The 19,635-nt window shown below is 35.8% G+C and carries 16 protein-coding genes; 5 read left to right on the top strand and 11 right to left on the bottom strand.

The features are described 5' to 3' along the window. Positions 1-74: 74 nt before the first annotated feature. From JNL75_04975 to JNL75_04950, 6 genes are all read right to left on the bottom strand, one after another. Positions 75-521, bottom strand: a complete 447-nt coding sequence (locus JNL75_04975; GenBank protein ID MBL7789169.1) for a 50S ribosomal protein L9 — start codon at positions 519-521, stop codon at positions 75-77. Between the two features lie 74 nt (positions 522-595). Further along, positions 596-865 carry a 30S ribosomal protein S18 gene (locus JNL75_04970; GenBank protein ID MBL7789168.1) on the bottom strand — a complete coding sequence of 90 codons (270 nt, stop codon included), beginning with the start codon at positions 863-865 and terminating at the stop codon, positions 596-598. After that, the gene (locus JNL75_04965) at positions 858-1,241 is read right to left on the bottom strand and encodes a 30S ribosomal protein S6 (protein ID MBL7789167.1); all 384 of its coding nucleotides are present in this window, start codon (positions 1,239-1,241) and stop codon (positions 858-860) included. The genes JNL75_04970 and JNL75_04965 overlap by 8 nt, the downstream gene beginning before the upstream one ends. Before the next feature lie 191 nt (positions 1,242-1,432). Further along, a complete protein-coding gene (locus JNL75_04960; GenBank protein ID MBL7789166.1) occupies positions 1,433-1,849 on the bottom strand; it encodes a BrxA/BrxB family bacilliredoxin in 417 nt (138 codons plus the stop codon). 120 nt (positions 1,850-1,969) lie between these two features. Beyond that, positions 1,970-2,455, bottom strand: coding sequence for an asparaginase (locus JNL75_04955; GenBank protein MBL7789165.1), 486 nt, complete (start codon positions 2,453-2,455; stop codon positions 1,970-1,972). Positions 2,456-2,500: 45 nt separating this feature from the next. After that, positions 2,501-3,184, bottom strand: a complete 684-nt coding sequence (locus JNL75_04950; protein ID MBL7789164.1) for a hypothetical protein — start codon at positions 3,182-3,184, stop codon at positions 2,501-2,503. A gap of 219 nt (positions 3,185-3,403) precedes the next feature. On the opposite strand from JNL75_04950, the gene JNL75_04945 reads away from it, so the two are divergent. Next, the gene (locus JNL75_04945; GenBank protein MBL7789163.1) at positions 3,404-6,973 is read left to right on the top strand and encodes a gliding motility-associated C-terminal domain-containing protein; all 3,570 of its coding nucleotides are present in this window, start codon (positions 3,404-3,406) and stop codon (positions 6,971-6,973) included. 19 nt (positions 6,974-6,992) lie between these two features. Here the strand turns inward: JNL75_04945 and JNL75_04940 are convergent, their stop codons facing one another. Next, positions 6,993-7,547 carry a GNAT family N-acetyltransferase gene (locus tag JNL75_04940; protein ID MBL7789162.1) on the bottom strand — a complete coding sequence of 185 codons (555 nt, stop codon included), beginning with the start codon at positions 7,545-7,547 and terminating at the stop codon, positions 6,993-6,995. Between the two features lie 157 nt (positions 7,548-7,704). Here JNL75_04940 and carB point away from each other — a divergent pair, with 157 nt between their 5' ends. The 3 genes from carB (at position 7,705) to JNL75_04925 (ending at position 13,273) form a co-directional block, all read left to right on the top strand. Then, a complete protein-coding gene (gene carB, locus JNL75_04935; GenBank protein ID MBL7789161.1) occupies positions 7,705-10,539 on the top strand; it encodes a carbamoyl-phosphate synthase large subunit in 2,835 nt (944 codons plus the stop codon). A 71-nt stretch (positions 10,540-10,610) separates the two neighbouring features. Next, positions 10,611-11,246, top strand: a complete 636-nt coding sequence (locus tag JNL75_04930; GenBank protein MBL7789160.1) for a hypothetical protein — start codon at positions 10,611-10,613, stop codon at positions 11,244-11,246. 362 nt (positions 11,247-11,608) lie between these two features. After that, complete coding sequence (locus JNL75_04925) at positions 11,609-13,273, top strand: hypothetical protein (protein MBL7789159.1); 1,665 nt, start codon at positions 11,609-11,611, stop codon at positions 13,271-13,273. Positions 13,274-13,428: 155 nt separating this feature from the next. On the opposite strand, the gene JNL75_04920 is transcribed toward JNL75_04925, so the two are convergent. Beyond that, a complete protein-coding gene (locus tag JNL75_04920; protein ID MBL7789158.1) occupies positions 13,429-14,364 on the bottom strand; it encodes a LysR family transcriptional regulator in 936 nt (311 codons plus the stop codon). 87 nt (positions 14,365-14,451) lie between these two features. On the opposite strand from JNL75_04920, the gene katG reads away from it, so the two are divergent. After that, positions 14,452-16,707 (top strand): catalase/peroxidase HPI, encoded by a 2,256-nt coding sequence (gene katG, locus JNL75_04915; GenBank protein ID MBL7789157.1) that lies wholly within the window; start codon positions 14,452-14,454, stop codon positions 16,705-16,707. A gap of 382 nt (positions 16,708-17,089) precedes the next feature. Here the strand turns inward: katG and JNL75_04910 are convergent, their stop codons facing one another. The 3 genes from JNL75_04910 to JNL75_04900 form a co-directional block, all read right to left on the bottom strand. After that, complete coding sequence (locus tag JNL75_04910; GenBank protein MBL7789156.1) at positions 17,090-18,100, bottom strand: T9SS type A sorting domain-containing protein; 1,011 nt, start codon at positions 18,098-18,100, stop codon at positions 17,090-17,092. A gap of 61 nt (positions 18,101-18,161) precedes the next feature. Then, a complete protein-coding gene (locus tag JNL75_04905) occupies positions 18,162-18,863 on the bottom strand; it encodes a TerC family protein (GenBank protein MBL7789155.1) in 702 nt (233 codons plus the stop codon). A 6-nt stretch (positions 18,864-18,869) separates the two neighbouring features. Continuing rightward, positions 18,870-19,541 (bottom strand): TetR/AcrR family transcriptional regulator, encoded by a 672-nt coding sequence (locus JNL75_04900; GenBank protein MBL7789154.1) that lies wholly within the window; start codon positions 19,539-19,541, stop codon positions 18,870-18,872. Positions 19,542-19,635: the final 94 nt, after the last annotated feature.

Below are 19,635 nucleotides of genomic sequence, written 5' to 3'. Positions count from 1 at the left end.
AAAAAGCCGAACACAATTTTAAGTCTGTGTTCGGCTTTGTTGAATTCATTTATTGGTCATTGATACATGAAATATTATTCAGCTATTACTTCCAGTGGCACTTCGGTGCTTTGCTCCTTGGTCAGGTTTACAACCACTGTATAGCTGCCTAACTCTTTGATTTCACCTTCTTTGACTGTAATTTTTCTACGATCAATCTCCAGTCCATTTTTCTTAAACGCTTCTGAAATTTGAACGGCATTCACTGAACCAAATATTCTACTCGTAGTACCCACTTTAGCACCGATTTGAAGATTAGTACCCTTCAATTGTTCCAAAATCGCATTGAGATTAGCCATTTGCTTCGCCTCATTTTTCTCTCTTACCTTTATTTTTTCAGCTAAAATAGCTAAGTTGGTAGGATTTTTCACTACTCCTAGACCTCTTGGTATCAAGAAATTTCTGGCATAGCCTGGTTTTACTTTTACAATATCTTCTGCAAAACCTAATTTATCTACATCATTTATTAATATTACTTCCATTTGATTAGTTTTTAGTTTCTAGTTACTAGCAGCAAGTTACTGGTCTTAAGACTTGCATCTTGTAACTTAAAAAATTATTTATATAAATCTGTCACATAAGGCATCAACGCTAATTGTCTAGCTCTTTTGACAGCCGTAGAGACTTTTCTTTGATATTTTAGAGAATTTCCTGTGATTCTTCTAGGCAATATTTTGCCTTGTTCGTTTACAAAACGTATCAAAAACTCAGGGTCTTTGTAGTCTATAAACTTGATGCCCATTTTCTTGAAACGGCAATATTTTTTGTTCTTGTTACCTAGCTTTACAGCTGTTAAGTATCTAATTTGTTGATTTTGACTAGCCATTGGTTACCTCCTCTTTTGGTTGATTATCTTTTTTTGCTTTTGACTTTCCTACTTGTCCTTTCTTTCTCTTGTCAGCATACTCTATGCCATACTTGTCGAGCTTTACGGTCAAGAATCTCAAGATAGACTCATCTCTTTTGTATTGAAGTTCTAGCTTTTCGATTACCTCTCCTGGAGCTTCGAAATCAAAGATATGATATACCCCAGAGCGCTTTTTCTCGATAGGATATGCTAGTTTTTTGAGTCCCCAATGTTCGTCAGAGACATTTTTTGCGCCGTTTTTTTCAAGGAAGTCACGGAAAGACTTCAACTTGTTTTTCACATCTTCGTCCGACAGCACCGGAGTAATGATGATAGTGGATTCATAACGATTCATCGTGTTGAAATTTAAATAATTAAAGAACTTAATTTGCTATCCGAATGGGTACGGATAAATTTGGAGGTGCAAAAATAGTAATTCCTATACGAAATTATCTATTTTTTCTACTAATTGTATTAATTTTAAGGAATTAAACCACTTATTCTAGATATTACCTAAGTAAAATAGCCCTATTGGTGTAAAAAATCTTAGCAATAATGCTCAAATACCTTTTTCAAATGGTCGCCAATCATCTCAGCGGTATTGCCTTCAATTTGATGTCTCTCAATAAAATGAACGAGTTTACCCTCTTTGAAAACAGCCATTGAAGGCGAAGAAGGCGGATAAGGCAGTGTATATGAACGAGCCTGATTTACAGCTTCTTTATCCACTCCTGCAAAAACGGTAACCAAGTTAGTAGGCTTTTTCTCGGCAGAAGCTAGTGCTTTTTTAACGCCTGGTCTAGCAGCACCTGCTGCACAACCGCACACAGAATTTATCATGAGGAAAGTCGTGCCTTCGGTGCTATCTAGTACATTATCAACAGACTGTGCGTCTAGAAGTTCTGTGAAACCTGCATCGGTCAATTCTTTTCTCATTGGGGCTACAAGCTCGGCTGGATACATATAATAGTTGAAAGTTTAAAGTAAAAAGTTAAAGGTGTTAATTAGTTAGTTTATAACAATAGTGATATGAAAAAAGTTCAGCAGTTTATTGTCTATTATCTAATTTCTTAAATCTATCATCTATCTTATTTCTTCAAAAAATCCAGTTTGGCGATTCTTTTTCACCTCATTCCATAGAAAGTAGGTGCCATTCATGGCTATATAAACTCCTTTTGGTAAAGATTGGGCGAAGGCTATAGCACTACCTAGATTAAAAAATCCATCGCTACTACCAAATGAATAGGGGATCATAGCACCTGTAATAACTATGGTTTTATTCAAACCTGCTTTGGCGAGATATTCTCCTGTCACTGTCATAGTATCGGTCCCATGTGTGATGACTATTTTATCTTCATTGGTCTCTGTACAAGCTTTTAATATTTTCTCTCTATCTCTGTCAGTCATTTCCAAACTATCTATCATCATCAAAGTCTCCACGGTATGAGGCACAGTGCATCGACCCTTGAGCAACATTTCGTCCACATTGGTTTGGTTAAAGTAGAGGCGACCATTGATCATGTCATACTCTTTGTCAAAAGTGCCACCAGTTATTAATATGCGTATCATTGAATTTAGTTGCGAGTTGCCAGATTTTAGTTGCTAGTTGCAAATTTAATGATGATGGTGAAAATTCATCATCAAATAAAATAAACCGATCCCTATCATAATCAACCCACTGATTAAGTGCGGATTGACACGAGATACTACCGTATTGATAAAGGCAGAAGTTTTAGATCTGAGAAGGAGTACACCTATAAAAATAGCTATAAATACGGCCACTACTCCTATGATATAGGCAAATAAATAGAAAAAAATTTGATCAAAACTACGACTTGACAACCCAATCACAATCGGAGCAAATACAGAGGGGCATGGCGTTAACCCAACAATAAAGCCCATGAGAATCGGGTTTTTGACTGTCTGCGTATCTTCGTGACTACAATTGCAGGCAACGTATTCATCGGAGTTTTGTTTAGATTTTATCAATAAAAACAAACCATAGGAAATTATTAAAAAAGGAGCGGCGAATCTAATCCATTCATATTCCGCCCAGTGCGGATTGAAATAAAGAATCAGCGACACCACCATAGTCAGTGAAAAATGTGTCAAAAGCAAGCTGGCTAATAAGGAAATTCCATCGCTCCATTTTCTTGATTGAGAGGTGTGTAAGGCTAAGATAGACTTACCATGTCCTGGTTCGAGGGAGTGAATAGCTCCGAGTAAAAATGAGGATGCGAGCGAAATACTAGGTGTGAGCATAAAGGGATGAACACATTTTTGACGAAATAAGTTCATAAGTTGTTATAAACTCAATTTAATCATTAGAGACCACAACGTGGCGAACTATATGACTTAGTTGTCCCGAAGGTTTCTTGGGACGATTTAGAATTTGTATTTTCTAATGCGGAATTTGGATAAATCTCTTCTATTGAAAGTCATTCAATAGCAAAACTTAGCATTACGGAGATCATTTTGCAAACATTAATAGGAGATTTTTCTTACTTTTGTCGAAATATGAGAATACTTATAACATTTTTGTTCTTATTACCTTTGGCGTATTCAAAAAGTGCTATTACTATTAATTCAATAGATAAAACAAATAGCTCTTGTCTTAATAATGGAACTATAACGGTAAATGCTACCTCAAATTCACAAATTTTATATAGCATCATCGCAGGACCTTCATTGGTTTCACCGCAATCCGGCAACAAATTTGAAGGTTTAGCCCCGGGTACATATACTGTAAAGGTTGAAAATCTTTTAGCTGAATCAAAGACTCAATCAGTAGAAATAATAACCAACTATGTCATTGTAGACCATAAGCCATTTGTAACCCACAGTTCATGCAATGGCGCTAGCGATGGGAGAGTCATTGGCAATAACATAAGCGGTACGGGTACTAAACCCTTTAAATGGACTCTAAAAAATAATAATACAGGAGTGAGCAAGACCCAAAACGGCAATGACACCTTTACTAGTCTCCCTTCTGGAGATTACACGTTATCATTGACGGACTCTTGTCTTAATACCACCGTTCGCAATTTCGAAATCAAAAGCGGGGTTTCAGGATTTGAAAACATTAACTCTAGTTTTACAAAAATAAATTGTACAAGTATTGAGGTTAATACTTCATTTAAAACAAAGGAAGCTTCATTTCCCACAAAAGTGAAGTATCAGTATGGAAATACCATAGTGGAAAAGGTACCTTCTCCGAATGGAGCGAATGGTATTCGGGATGTTATCGCCATGACCATTCCCATGGGCGGTAAAGTGAAGGTGACACTATACAACGCCTGTAATGATAGCATTTCTGATATGGCTGAATCTTATTCCGGTGTGCGGGATTGTTCTGAGATGACAACCTGTTCATCTGTGAGATTAACACTGATTTTGTCTTCGAATTTTAATATGCAAATACCGAAACTCATTTACACAACTAAGAACGGTTCGACTGTTTTGACAAATGTTCCTATAACTAATTTTGAGATAAAACTTGATGTGTCAAATGTAGGAGAAGAAGATTTTATTACTGTTTTGATGATCACCAATTGCAACGATTCTATTCTTATTCCACATGTAGTTCCAGAGTTTGAAGACCTCATTAGTAGTATGTATAATTCGTTAAATACAAAGTGCAATCAAAGAAACTATGTCTATGAATTTCAAACTTGTGATAAAACTAAGGGGAGTATCTCCTACTCCTTTTACGATATGAATAATAAACTTTTGGAAACTAAGAGTGGACTAGGGTTCGATGATATTATTTTGAGGAATTACCCAAGTGGTAGTAAATATTATATTAAAATAAAAAATGGTTGTAACAAAGAATATGTCGATACTTTTCTTTGGGATTCTGATGCCGGGAAACCTTTTTTTGAGGTATACAAGAAATTTTCAGAAAATTGTCTGGACTCAACAATCGGAATAGGTGTGCGATTCGCTAGATTGAAAGGAGAACCTAAAATTCTTAGTTTCACAGGGCCTGCTATAATCTCCAGTACGAAGAAAAATTATGCGTATAAAGATAGTACCAATTTTGAGGCTTTTTTAAGTGATCAGCGATTCATTTATTATGGTCTCGGAGTAGGGAAATATAGTATTACCATCAAAGATAGTTGTGAATCGCATACGGAAAATTTTGAAGTGTATCCTCAAGACGTCTCGAATTATTATTACTCTTATCAGCCAATCAAGGCTTGTGAAGACAACAATCAACTTATTTTAAAACTACATAGTAAACATTCTACAGAACTTATAGATAGACGTGTAAGTGGATTCTATTCTATATTTAATTTAAAAACTAGTAAATATCTGGAAGATGATGAAAGTATTGCCTTTAGATATGGATATAATTCAATGACCAATGAGTTAAGTTACAATAAAGCATTTAGATATTTAAATGAAGGAAAATATGTATTAAAATTGAAGTATCGGAATGATACCTTTTCTGAAGCTATAGATTTTGAAAGGTATGTGACGAAGTCTGTTTATTGCAATGATATAATAGATACGTTAATTATACCTCCTTATACGAGACCTAATATAAAAGTCATACTTAAAATTCAGTGTGGGAAACAAACTTGGGTCGAATTCCAGCCGGATACCAATTTTGGAATTTTCCCTTATAAGTATGAGATAAATAAGGGCCCACAAACTTTCCCAATGCAGCAAGACAATGTTTTTCCTATCTATCAAATGGGAAATTATCAAGCCAAAATCTGGGATACTTGTGGCAATGCAAATACCATGGATTTTAGTGTCGACACACTTAAATTCAATAAAATATATATTAATGATAGCACATGTGCAGGTGACTCAGTGATCATGGCATATCAATCCTCGCCATATTTTACGTATAGATGGATTAGACCAGATGGCCGAGCGTATTGGGGCGATACATTAAAAATAAATCCATTAAAAGTCTCAGATGTAGGCACCTATAAGGTGACAAAGTATGTAAATTTTAGGGGATGTAGAGATAGCTTTTTTATAGATTATGTATTGAAGAAGTACAAAAAAGAACACAAATATGATACGATTAAAGATGGGGATACATTTTATTTAAAGGGTAACCCAATTATTAAAGAAGGTAGCTTTGTTGAAGTTATTCCAATACTTCCGTGTGATAGTTTTTTTATTCAACATCTCTATGTTATAGACACTTTTTTGAATTTTGATACGCGGAAAACAATTTGTATAGGCGATAGTTTTTTGTATCGTGGAAGGTATTATTCAAAGCCAGGAGTATACAGAGACACAGTGGATGTATTTAAATTTGCCGATTCGGTATTTACCCTCTTTCTAGAGAACTATCAACGAGCTAAATATAAAATAATTCAAAGTTCGCATGTCAAATGCCATGGGTTGAGCAATGGTATTATTAACCTTAGAGCTTTTGGTGAACACCAACCATATACTTATTTGTTAAATGGAGTAGCTTCTAATTCTGGAGGCAAATTTGACAATCTACCTCCTGGAGACTATAAGGTGTCAATACAAAGTAGTAAAGGTTGTATCCTTGATACTATCTTCAAAATAACTGAGCCCGATAAATTAATTTTAAATATATATCCTGAATCAGATCCTGTCAATATGTGCAGTACTAGTAGGCTAATATCCAATGTCAGGTACCTAAGAGGTGGAAACTTGCCTCCTTTGAGGTATCTTTGGACACCAAGCACAGGACTTAGCTGTACAGACTGCCCGTCACCTCAATTCTTAGGTTATTTATCACAGGCATATCAGCTTACATTATTAGATAGCAATAATTGTAAATTAGAAGCCAAAACGAAAATTGATGTTCTGGCGAGTAATGAATTTTACATTCCTAGTGTGTTTACACCAAATGGAGATTTATTGAATGATCAATTTAGAGTATATGGAAACTGCATAAAGAATATTGATTTTTCAATCTATAATAGGTGGGGGCTGAAATTATATCATACCAAAGATCTTCATGTCGGCTGGGATGGAACCCATTTAAATGAAACTGCCCCAGCAGATGTTTATTCCTATATAGCTAAGGTAGTCTTTCTGAATGGTGAAACAAAAGAAAAAGTTGGTGAATTTCTATTAGTTAGATAGCTAAATTTAAGAAATAAAACTAATAAACTAGTCTCATATCTTCTTCCGTAGGTCTTCGCATACCTATTCGTATTTCCAATAATTCTCGCCGCCTAGGATTGGTATAATAGCTAAGCTCTACGAGATTTCCGAACACATCGGCTACTTCGAAACCTGTGATGACAAATCCAAACTTCAGTTTAGGAATGATGATAGCATTATTCGACATTTTGTGGCGTGAATAGATGCCCTGAAAACCCAAATCGGTGATATGTGACACAGCGCGTGTCATGAGTTCGGTATAAATACCTCTATGTCTATACTCTGGAAATACCGCCGAATTGACCATATAAAAATCATCATAGGATTTCTGAATACCAAATGACCAACCTACGATGTTATCACCATCTTTAGCAACCAACTGATAGCGTTGGATATTTTCCATCTTGGGCATAGCTTTGACTTTTTCTTTTTCCAGCTCTGTCATCACTGCTTGGGTATGAAAATCAAACTCGCCTCGAAATATCTTGGGTCTTGTTTCTCTAAAAAATGGAAAAAATTCTTCGGGGGTAAGAAAATGATAGCTCAGTGACATGGGTTTGGCTTAGTTATCAACAAATATAATATCTATTCAAAATTCAAAACTCAAAATTGCTAATTCCTCTTATCTTCGCACCCTGATAATTAACTTCTATCAGCAATTAATAACATAGAATTATTAATTATTCACTATTCATTATTAATTGAATTCCATGCCACAAGACAAGTCCATAAAATCCGTACTCATAATAGGTAGCGGTCCCATCATCATAGGCCAAGCCTGTGAATTTGATTATTCAGGTTCTCAAGCAGCGGTTTCTCTGCGTGAAGAAGGCGTAAAAGTCATTCTAATAAATTCCAATCCTGCTACGATCATGACCGACCCTATGATAGCGGATAAGGTCTATTTATTGCCTTTGACTCCAGAGAGTATCGAGCAAATATTAAAAGAAAACCAAATCGATGCAGTCTTACCTACCATGGGAGGTCAGACAGCGCTAAACCTAGCTATCGAGTGCGATGAAATGGGTTTGTGGAAAGACTACAATGTGCGACTGATAGGTGTGGACATCGAAGGCATAGAGCTAGCAGAGGATAGAGATAAATTTCGAAAAATGGTGATTGACTTGGGGATGAAAGTTGCTCCTTCTAAAGTTGCCAATTCTGTCCTTGAAGGCTGGGAAATAGCTCAAGAAATTGGATTCCCCCTCGTGATTCGCCCTTCATTTACCCTCGGAGGGACGGGAGGCGGTTTTGTGCATACCAAAGATGAATTTGAAGCTAAATTGAAGCATGGTTTGGAATGCTCTCCAGTGCATGAAGTATTGGTAGAAAAAGCCGTTTTGGGTTGGAAGGAATATGAATTGGAGTTGCTAAGAGATATTGACGATAATATCGTGGTGATTTGTACCGTAGAGAATTTTGACCCCATGGGTGTGCATACGGGCGATAGTATTACCGTGGCTCCTGCTATGACCTTGTCTGATAAGTCTTATCAACAAATGCGCGACGAGGCACGTTTGATATTGAAGTCTATAGGAAAATTCGCAGGTGGCTGCAATGTGCAGTTCGCTATTGACCCCATTACCGAAGATATCATTGTCATAGAAATCAATCCTAGGGTTTCACGTTCTTCCGCTTTGGCGAGTAAGGCAACGGGTTATCCTATCGCTCGAATAGCTGCTAAACTGGCTCTCGGTTATCGTTTGGATGAGTTGAAAAATCAAATTACTAAGACGACCTCCGCATTTTTCGAACCATCGCTGGATTATGTAATAGTAAAAATCCCTCGTTGGAATTTCGAGAAATTTCCTGGTGCGGATGAGACATTAGGCTTGCAGATGAAGTCGGTAGGCGAGGTTATGGGCATAGGTCGCAATTTTCAAGAAGCGTTACAAAAAGCCTGTCAGTCCTTGGAAAATAATAAAATAGGACTTGGTGTCGATGGCAAAGAATCGAAAGATGTCGATAAAGTTTTAGCAGGATTGCAATATCCGAGCTGGGATAGATTGTTTAGAATTCGTGAGGCATTGAAGCTAGGAGTGCCTAAAACCAAAATCCATGAATTGACGCAAATAGATATGTGGTTTTTGAGAGAGATACAGGAGTTGGTCGATTTTGAGAAAGAACTGAAAAAACTTTCTTTTGAATATTTGAACAAAGAAGTATTAACCAGGGCTAAGAAAAAAGGATTTTCAGACCTTCAGCTCGCACATGTTTTTAACCGAACAGAAGATGAAATTTACGACTTACGAACTACCCATGGAATTCGAAGAGTTTATAAAATGGTCGATACCTGTGCCGCTGAATTTGAAGCGCAAACACCTTATTACTATTCTACTTTTGATGTTGAAAACGAAAGTATCGTTACCGACAAGAAAAAGGTAATCGTACTCGGTTCTGGACCCAATCGAATAGGACAGGGAATTGAGTTTGACTACTGCTGTGTGCATGGTTTGCTTGCCTTGAAAGAAGAGGGATACGAGTCTATCATGATCAACTGCAATCCTGAAACGGTTTCCACAGACTTCAATACCGCTTCTAAACTCTATTTTGAACCTGTCTTCTGGGAGCATTTAAGAGAAATCATAGAACTCGAAAAACCTGAAGGAGTCATCGTACAGTTAGGAGGGCAAACTGCCTTGAAGTTGGCTGCAAAATTGGAGAAATATGGAATTCCAATAATCGGTACTTCTTGTAATGATATGGATTTGGCTGAGGACAGGGAGCGATTTTCCGATGAATTGAAAAAGCTGAATATCCCCTATCCCAACTATGGTGCTGCACAAAATGCAGATGATGCGCTCGAGGTAGCCCATCGCGTAGGCTATCCCGTTCTCGTTCGTCCATCTTATGTATTGGGTGGTCAGAAAATGCGTATCGTCATCAACGATGATGAATTGACGAAATCCGTCGTGAGCATTTTGAAGACTTTTCCCGACAACAATATCTTGATAGACCATTTTATTGACCGAGCCGAAGAAGCCGAAATCGATGCGCTCTGCGATGGCGAAGATGTACATATCATGGGTATGATGGAGCATATTGAACCGGCGGGTATTCATTCAGGAGATAGCCATTCCGTATTACCACCATTTTCACTTTCTGATGAGGCTATCGAGAAAATGAAAGAATACACCGTGAAAATTGCAAAATCGCTCAAGGTGAAAGGCCTTATCAATATACAATTTGTTGTGAAGCGGGCGCTAAATGATAAAGAAAAAGATGAAGTCTATGTCATCGAAGCCAATCCTAGAGCCAGCCGTACGACGCCATTTATCTGTAAGGCTTATCAAATACCTTACCTCAACTACGCTGCAAAAATTATGGTAGGTAAGATGAAGGTCAAAGATATCAAAGACAAAGAAAAACTAGAGGGGTTTGCCATCAAAGAGCCTGTCTTCTCCTTCAATAAGTTTCCGAATGTCAAAAAAGAACTCGGCCCGGAGATGAAATCTACGGGAGAAGCTATCCGTTTTATATCCAATATCCGTGATCCTCATTTTAGAAATCTGTTTAAGATGAAGAGTATGTATTTGAGTAGGTAGAAGTGTGAGACCTATAAGGTTTTTAAAACCTTATAGGTCTATTTCACTAATTCTAATTATAAACATCAATTATGATACTTAAAACTCAGAACTATCATCAAAAATTAGAGCCTAATGAAATTTATCATTTGTTCTCTCGAGCTAACGGGTCTGAATTGATGTTTCAATCAAACGAAAATTATCTCTATTTTTTAAAAAAACTAGACCATCATACTGCAAGTATTGCCAAAATATATGCGTATTCGCTATTGCCCAATCATTTTCACTTATTGGTAAGAATTAATGATTTTGAATATATAATTGAACAATTTGAAATCATTAAAAAGCGAAAGTTTAATTCAGATGTAGATGTAATTTCAGACTTTATTATTGAACGGTTTAGCAATCTACTCAATGGATATACCAAAGCATTTAACAAGATGTATCATCGTAAGGGGGCTTTGTTTATAGATTATATTAAACGAAGTAAATCTGAATCAGAAATTGATTTTGTAAATTTCATTTGGTATATTCATAAAAACGCTGTTCATCATGGATACACAAAAAAAGTTGGTGATTGGAAATATGATAGTTATAGTTCACTAATAGATTCTAGACCAAGTAAACTATTAAGAGAGGAAGTAATTTCCTTTTTCGGAGATAAAAATGCATTTATAGACTTTCATGACAAACCGATTGATCTTAAAAACATAATTATTGATATATAAATCTTTTGTCGGCAAGTAAAGACCTATAAGGTTTTTAAAAACCTTATAGGTCTATTGATATTTTTTAAGATACACTCAAACTATAGAATAATAATGAATTGGGTTAGTCCAGCTTTGTTGTCACAAAATTTAGACCTTCTTTTTAGAAATTTTTCTAAGTGAAGAGTATGTATTTGAGTAGTTAGTCTGAAAAGTCTGTGTAATATTTGCTGAATTTTTATACAACTCAGCTATCTTTGTATAAAACAATAAATATTTTTATACAAGGTCTAAGTTAATGTATATTTTCTCAATATTTATTTAATGAAGAATTTAAGTTAAATCTATTGCCCATTACCCCTAAATTTTAAAAAAACCAATTTATGATTAAACTTTTTATCACTTGGACCTTGTTTTGTCTAACAGCAAAGGCACAGGAAATGCCTATAATTGAAGATATTTTGCTAAAGGACAAATCTAACTTAGGTTTCACAGCTAAGTGGTCGCCTGATTTAGCGGAAAAAAGTTCCTATAATGAAAATTCTTCAAGTTCATTTGAAACCATAGCTGGAGATGTTTATAGTTTTAGATTTGACTATGAATTGAACAAACTTGAAATTTCTTGTTTTGATAAGAACATGTATCGAAAAGGCAATGCTTATATGGACATAAAATCCAAGAATAAACATATTACGGAATTAAAAGAAGGCGAATATTCAATTTTAGGGGCAAATTTAGTAAATGGGGTGCCATCATTAGTCGTCTTTTTTAAAGATTCTGAAGAAAATTCTTACCTAAAAATTATTCCTCTACAAACGAATTGTTTAGTAAATCTCGGTAAAGATGCATTAAAATCAGATGGTATTTCGGTAACAAAACTTTTGACAAAATCTGAACACCCTAACCCATATGTTTCTTTTTATGCTTCTAATAATAAAAAGTACTCAGCAATTAACTACAAAATAAAAGACAAAGAATCTGAATTATGGGATGACGTTATAATTGTTTATGATAGTACATTTTCGGAGATAAAAAGATATGAGAAAATAGAATATTTAAGTTTCGGTGCTTTAGAACCAATTATTATTTCGAATGAAGGTGAGATATATGCAATTGCAAAGAAAACTATTGGAGAAACGAAGAAATCAAAGCAGTATGAATATCGTATTGTTTATGGTGGAAATGAACTGAATGTTTCTGATATTATCGCAACGAATGAAATCTTTACTATCAAAATATTAAATGAAATTGATGGAGATGTAAAAGTTGTAAAAGCTAACTATTTAGTCAAAAACAAAGACCAAGTTGTGATTAATAATATAGAAGTATTTAATCTGTCAAATGAAGGAATAGTAAACAAAAGCGATATCGAAATTAATGAAAATATCCTATTGAGTCTCGGTGCAGATAAAAAGAAAGGTCTAAATAATTATACTTTAAAAAATGTCAACAATGACAATAATAATTATTACCTAGTTCTAGAACAGGATGATTATAGTTCTTCTTCTATGAGTTATGGAACTCTGATATCTTCCTTATTCGGTGGAATTACAAGCCTAGGGGGCCATGGTTCTTCTATTAGTTACACAAATAGAGAAGTTGGGAATATATTAGTTTTAAAAGTAAAAAATAAGACCAATGAAATTCTTTGGACAAGATTAATGGAAAGATATCAATCTTTTGCAGCAAATAATTTCATAAATTATAGCAGTCTATTTAGTTTTGTAGCAAATGATAAACTAGTGATTTTAACAAATGACAATGGCTCAAATGATAAAGAGAATGAAAGAAAGGAAAAAGTAACTACTCGATTAAAAGCGTCAAACTTGACGGCTTATTATATTAGTGAAACTAAAAATGAACGTTATCCTTTGCTTATTGGAAGTAACGAAGACTGTATGGTAAAAGTATTATCTAGCTCCGTCACAAATGAAAACAACATATTGCTATACGGAAATGCTATAGCTGCGATGGGTAAAGTAACTGGAAAATCTAAGTATGGAATATTGCGAATCGAACAAATTAATTTATCAGAAAAAACTGAATAAGAAGAAAATTTCCCTAAATAGAATCTTATATCATAATTTATCAGTTGTATATATACCGTATTTTATAGTTAAAAACTGACGTTTATTGTTTAAAATTTAAAGCTAAAATATAGCTAAGTTTATATTTCAGAAACAAATCGATGGTTAAACTTACACTACCTCGGCTCCAGTATCTTGACCTTATCGATAGCCTCTGGCAGCAAAGGTAGAACCTTCGCTTTAATTTCTTTTTCTATCTGTAGTAGGAGCTTCTTTTTGACAAAATGTTGATGCACGACCAAACCTATGGTGCGCATAGGAATAGGAGCGGAAAACTTATGCAGGTTTCTGGTGTCTTTTTTAGGAAGATCTTTAGCAGCGAGGAAAGGCAGCAGCGTAGAGGCTTCACTCGCTTTGACAAATCTCAGCAGGCTATCGATAGAGCCCGCTTTATAGTCAAAGTGAAGTTTATGGTTTATTTTTTTCTTGTGTAGTTCGCAGAGATTGAGCACCTGCGTGCGCATACAATGCCCCTCTTCGAGCAGACAGAGTTGATTAAAAGCTAGTTTCTTTAATTCGATATCATCTTTAGTTTTAAGTTGGGTATCGAAGAGGAGAAAGGGTTCATCGTAGAGCGGATACTCTACGATATCTTTTTCATACAAAGGGGTCGAAAGTATGCCTATATCTATGGATCTGCTTCGCAATAGCCGAATAATCTCATCCGTGGTTTGTTCCCGAATTTCTATGTGTAGTTGAGGGTATTTTGTTACAAAATTGGGCAAAAAAAGTGGCAATAGATAAGGTGCTATGGTGGGTATCACCGATATACTCAATTTCCCCTTGATTTCTCCACGTATTTCCTGAGCTATTTCGTCTAGCTGATTAAAGTCGGTGCGTATCACACGAAGCTGACTGAGGATGGCATGACCTTCTTGGGTAATGTCTAAAGGCTTTTTCTTTCTGTCGAAAATTTTCAATCCGATTTCATCTTCGAACTTGGCTATCATAGTACTTAGTGTCGATTGGGTAATATAGCACTTCTCTGCAGCCAATTCAAAGTGCCGGTATTCCGCTACCGCTAGTATATAGTCTATTTGCCTTACATTCATCTATTTTATCAATATTATTATCTAAACTATCATTTTTATCAATCAAAGGTAAAGACTATTTTTGCACTCAACTAAAATAAATAACCAATGAATAAATTAATTTTTACCAGCTTATTTTTATGGGCTCTTGGCCTACAGGCACAGGAAAAAAAGGATGCTTTGGCAGACTGTCCATTTCACGCCAAAAAAGAAAAGAAAACTATAAGTGGAGGCGGCACCTCCAATGCGGAGTGGTGGCCCAATAGTCTCAAGCTCGGACTTTTGCGTCAGCACTCCCATCTTTCTACTCCTTATGGTCCAAGCTTTAACTACAGGGAGGAGTTTAAAAAATTGGATTATTTCGCACTCAAAAAAGATTTGAAAGATTTAATGACACAGTCGCAAGATTGGTGGCCAGCAGATTTCGGAAATTATGGACCATTATTTATACGCATGGCTTGGCACAGTGCTGGCACTTATCGCACAGGAGATGGCCGAGGAGGCACGCGTGCGGGATTACAGCGATTTGCCCCACAGAATAGCTGGCCTGATAATGGCAATTTGGATAAAGCAAGAAGACTTCTATGGCCTATCAAGCAAAAGTATGGGTCTAAAATTTCATGGGCCGATTTGATGATACTGACGGGCAATGTGGCGCTTGAATCCATGGGTTTCAAAACCTTTGGTTTTGCAGGTGGCAGAGAGGATGTATGGGAACCCGAAGATCATATCTACTGGGGTGCAGAGACGAAATGGCTCGATGACAAAAGATATAGTGAAGGTAGAAAATTAGAAAACCCACTGGCAGCGGTACAAATGGGCTTGATTTATGTAAACCCAGAAGGTCCTAATGGAAATCCCGATCCCAAGGCGGCAGCTATTGATATTCGAGAGACTTTTGGTCGCATGGGAATGAATGACGAAGAGACCGTTGCATTGATCGCTGGCGGTCATACTTTCGGAAAAGCTCATGGCGCAGGGCCTGCCAGCCATGTAGGTGCCGAACCCGAAGCGGCGGCTATTGAAGAACAAGGCTTTGGCTGGAAGAGTAGTTACAAATCAGGAAAAGGGGCAGATGCCATCACCTCTGGACTAGAAGTCACTTGGACTTCTACACCTACCAAATGGGGACATGAATTCTTTCAATTGTTATTCGAAAATGAGTGGGAACTTACCAAAAGTCCTGCAGGAGCACATCAGTGGGTAGCGAAGTCCAAGGCGAAAATCATACCAGATGCATTTGACCCAAATAAGAAACATCTACCGACAATGCTGACCACGGATTTATCTCTGATAGAAGATCCTATTTATAAAAAAATATCACGAAATTTTTATGATAATCCCAAGGCATTTGACGATGCGTTTGCGAGAGCATGGTTTAAGTTGACACATAGAGATATGGGACCAGTTACCACTTATTTGGGTCCAGAAATCCCGAAAGAAAATTTAATATGGCAAGACCCTATCCCTGCTATGAATCACCCTCTAGTCAATGAAAATGAAATAGAGCAGTTAAAAACGCAGATTTTAAATTCAGGTTTGACGATAGGCGAAATGGTTTCTACCGCCTGGTCATCCGCATCTACATATAGAAATTCTGATAACAGAGGTGGAGCTAATGGCGCTCGAATACAGCTTCTACCGCAAAGAAACTGGGAGGCGAACAATCCTAAACAATTGGACAAGGTGTTAAAAGTCTATGAGAAAATTAAAAATGAATTTAACCAAAAATCCAAGTCTTCAAAAATCTCCATGGCTGATTTAATCGTCCTAGCTGGAAATGCAGGTATTGAACAATCTATTCAGAAGGCAGGCTTGCGTTTGCAGGTTCCATTTTCACCTGGCAGAACGGATGCGACGCAAGAGCAGACAGATATTGCATCTATGGCGGTATTGGAGCCTATAGCAGATGGATTTAGAAATTATTTGAAAAAGAAATATACTGCTAGTACGGAAGAACTGTTGATCGATAAGGCGCAACTTTTAAATTTAACCGCACCGGAAATGACCGTTTTGATTGGTGGACTTCGCAGTATCGGTGCAAACTACAATAATACTAAACATGGTGTATTGACAAATAATGCAGCAACATTGACTAATGATTTTTTCGTAAATCTACTCGATATGTCCACAGCGTGGAGACCTATTAATGACGAAAAAGAAATTTTTGAAGGATATGATAGAAAAACAGGCAAGTTAAAATGGACAGCAACGAGAGCAGATTTAATTTTCGGTTCGAATTCCGAACTGAGAAATCTAGCGGAAGTTTATGCTAGTAGCGATGCCAAAGAAAAATTTGTCAAAGATTTTATAGCTGCATGGACCAAGGTTATGAACAATGATCGATTTGATTTGAAAAACTAAGTTTTTCATTCAATGACTATTCAAAGGCAGTTCTCTAGAGCTGCCTTTTTTTGTCCACGGGTAATCTTAAACCAATAGCGGTTTTAAAATGGTTCAACCCATTTTAAAACCTAGCTATGGTAAATGCCGTAGCTGTATTTGTTTAGTGCAATGAGCCATGCGACATTGGACTATTACTAATACGCTTACGGTATTAATTACATTCAATGAAAAAAAGTGAAATATAAAAGAAGTAGAAATGAAATCTTTGCAAATTCAGAATAGATATGGATACTATAAATTTTGAATTAAAATCTGTAAAGACAAGTATTGAATGACCTTTTACAGGGTGAGACCTAGTTTGAGGTCTGAATAGAACCTATTTTACTAATAAAAATTTTCACTAAGGTAGATGAAAACGATCTGTCTTCAAAAGTTGATTGTCCTTATCTAGAATTCGGATATAATAGATGCCTGATGGATTTTGGTTCATATCGATTTCATCTTTGCCTCTGATGGTAGATTCATAAATTTTTCTACCAGCCAAATCGTAGATAATTACAGAAAGGATGGTGTTGTCTTCATTCCGCACTTGAATACTCTTGTTCCCGATAAACTGCCATTCAACCGTAGGTTTATATTTGATTTCTATTCCAGAATTATTCTCCTCAAATTTGTATTTCTTTTGATATTTATACGCTCTATCGCAGATATCTGTGGAGGATACGTAAAGCGTAAAGTCCTTTTTAGTCTTCATTTTATAAGTAAATGAATCATTGGTTTTTGCGAAAATAGTAGTGTCGGAAAATTGAAATCTAAAATTCATATAAGGAATAGCATGAGTCCAAAACTTTAACGTTAAACTATCCTGAAGCGAATCGCGAATGTATAATAAACCTTGTGGACATTTAGAATTATAAATTCCGGTAGTGTCAATTTTTATGCTGTCAGTGCAGGAATATTTAACTGTATCTACAGAATATCTTCCCGGATTACGAACATAAATAGCACTTTTAAATTTTCCAATGGTAAGAATACTCCTATTAGAATAAGCTGAGCCATATACAAAATGTTCAGTTCCCGTCCTTAGTAGCTCTCTAGCTGTAAATCTGCCTCGCTGGACTAGGTATATATTGTACAGAGTATCATTTTTATCAATACAGAGATGTCCTACCTCGCTTATAAATATGTAAGGTCTTTTCACACAATTTGGGAGTCCAAATGTACTAGAATTTCTATTATATATAATAGCGTGATAAATGAGAATGGTATCCTCCTCAAAACTCGGCACTTGGCTCTTATCCCATACACTTGGGTCATCGAAGTTACCATTGCGTATGCTAGTGTATGTGTTAGCAAATAGCTGACTGGCCATTAGGATTAATAGGAAATAGAATAATTTTACTGTTTTCATAAACTTTTGTTTTTACAAATTTCTTAGAATGAAATCGTAACCCAAAGGTAAGAAAATCAATTTATTTTATCTGCATTTTTCTCTTGTCTGCCCTCATTTGAATTACATCTACCATAAATGAGAAGAACATGGCAAAATAAATATAGCCTTTTGGTATATGGAATTGTAGGCCTTCCCCTAGAAGTGATACACCTATCATCATTAAGAAACAAAGTGCTAGTATTTTGAAAGATTGGTGCTGTTTGATAAAATCGCTGATTGGTTTAGATGCTATCAGCATAATGATAACCGTGACAATAACTGCAGTGTACATCACCCATAGCTCCTCTACCATTCCTACTGCGGTGATAATAGAATCCACCGAGAAAACCAAATCAAGCAGAATAACTTCTAAGAGCAATTTTTGGAAGGTCTTCGCCTTTGAGTGTACTGGCGAATCTTCATCCTTAATTTCTGTTTGATGATAAATCTCTTTAGTAGCTTTGAATAAAAGGAAGAGTCCTCCGAGTATTAGAATCAGAGACTTGCCCGAAAAATCAATATTGAATAGCGTGAATAAGGTATTATCCAACTTGAGTATCCACGAGATAAAGAACAAGAGAATGAGACGCATGACCATAGCGAGTCCTATACCCCAGTAGCGCAGTTTATCTCGCTGCTCAGCAGGTAGCTTGTCGGCCAATATCGAAATGAAAATTATATTGTCAATACCGAGAATGACTTCAAGAATGATAAGTGTGATTAGTGGCACTAGAAATTCCATAAAGCTTTAATTTAAAGATTTAAAAATAAGGTCAGAAAGAAATTGATAGGTATAATTTTTCTTGTTTTTTTCATTGACATCCGTGAGACGCGGTAGGTTCTCTGCAAAGAAAATCTGCAAATGAGAAGTTTCTATCAAAGTACTAGCTAGAGAATGTGCATAGTTATAGTCTGCATTATAGGCTTGGAATATGCTTGCTATCTTTGCACATAAATCTTTATAAGGTTTAAATAGTTGGATGTTATTGATTTTTTTAACCTCGGTATGCAGATATACTTTATTACCCTCTCGAATAATAATCTGAAAAATCGGTGCTAAGTTATAATATGATGTCAACTTGGTATTGCTTAGATTCTGACTGAGTATGGCTATAACTTCTTCTATTTTTTGCTTGGGCTCATTGAGATTTTGAATTTTAAACTCTATCAAAAAATCTAAATAAAGCCAATACCAATTCACGATATAGAGGAGTAGCATTTGCTTATTTTCAAAATATCTGTAGATAGTAGCTTCAGTATGTGTTATCTTTACTGCTAGTTTCTTAAAGGTAAAATTTTCAATGCCTAATTCATTTATCAGCTCTATACTTTGTCCCACAATTTCCTTACCTATCGCAGATTCCTCTGGATTTTTTTTATATAATTGGGGATTGACACTAAAGCTAATATTTACTTCCATATTGCTAATCGAAAGCAAAGATATAAAAAATGTTATAGTTGGAACTAAAAATAATATTAAAGCATTTATTTGCGATAGTATTACTATTATTGCA

It is taken from the genome of Chitinophagales bacterium, assembly GCA_016787225.1.
In the GTDB taxonomy this organism is placed as follows: domain Bacteria; phylum Bacteroidota; class Bacteroidia; order Chitinophagales; family JADJOU01; genus CHPMRC01.
The sequence above is the reverse complement of the archived record's forward strand: the minus strand, read 5'-3'. Positions and strand labels throughout refer to the sequence as shown.

Bases quoted from the DNA above. Each gene is read 5' to 3' on its own strand.
- JNL75_04975 (MBL7789169.1), bottom strand. From the start codon at position 521: ATGGAAGTAATATTAATAAATGATGTAGATAAATTAGGTTTTGCAGAA.
- JNL75_04970 (MBL7789168.1), bottom strand. From the start codon at position 865: ATGGCTAGTCAAAATCAACAAATTAGATACTTAACAGCTGTAAAGCTA.
- JNL75_04965 (MBL7789167.1), bottom strand. From the start codon at position 1,241: ATGAATCGTTATGAATCCACTATCATCATTACTCCGGTGCTGTCGGAC.
- JNL75_04960 (MBL7789166.1), bottom strand. From the start codon at position 1,849: ATGTATCCAGCCGAGCTTGTAGCCCCAATGAGAAAAGAATTGACCGAT.
- JNL75_04955 (MBL7789165.1), bottom strand. From the start codon at position 2,455: ATGATACGCATATTAATAACTGGTGGCACTTTTGACAAAGAGTATGAC.
- JNL75_04950 (MBL7789164.1), bottom strand. From the start codon at position 3,184: ATGAACTTATTTCGTCAAAAATGTGTTCATCCCTTTATGCTCACACCT.
- JNL75_04945 (MBL7789163.1), top strand. From the start codon at position 3,404: ATGAGAATACTTATAACATTTTTGTTCTTATTACCTTTGGCGTATTCA.
- JNL75_04940 (MBL7789162.1), bottom strand. From the start codon at position 7,547: ATGTCACTGAGCTATCATTTTCTTACCCCCGAAGAATTTTTTCCATTT.
- carB (MBL7789161.1), top strand. From the start codon at position 7,705: ATGCCACAAGACAAGTCCATAAAATCCGTACTCATAATAGGTAGCGGT.
- JNL75_04930 (MBL7789160.1), top strand. From the start codon at position 10,611: ATGATACTTAAAACTCAGAACTATCATCAAAAATTAGAGCCTAATGAA.
- JNL75_04925 (MBL7789159.1), top strand. From the start codon at position 11,609: ATGATTAAACTTTTTATCACTTGGACCTTGTTTTGTCTAACAGCAAAG.
- JNL75_04920 (MBL7789158.1), bottom strand. From the start codon at position 14,364: ATGAATGTAAGGCAAATAGACTATATACTAGCGGTAGCGGAATACCGG.
- katG (MBL7789157.1), top strand. From the start codon at position 14,452: ATGAATAAATTAATTTTTACCAGCTTATTTTTATGGGCTCTTGGCCTA.
- JNL75_04910 (MBL7789156.1), bottom strand. From the start codon at position 18,100: ATGAAAACAGTAAAATTATTCTATTTCCTATTAATCCTAATGGCCAGT.
- JNL75_04905 (MBL7789155.1), bottom strand. From the start codon at position 18,863: ATGGAATTTCTAGTGCCACTAATCACACTTATCATTCTTGAAGTCATT.
- JNL75_04900 (MBL7789154.1), bottom strand. From the start codon at position 19,541: ATGGAAGTAAATATTAGCTTTAGTGTCAATCCCCAATTATATAAAAAA.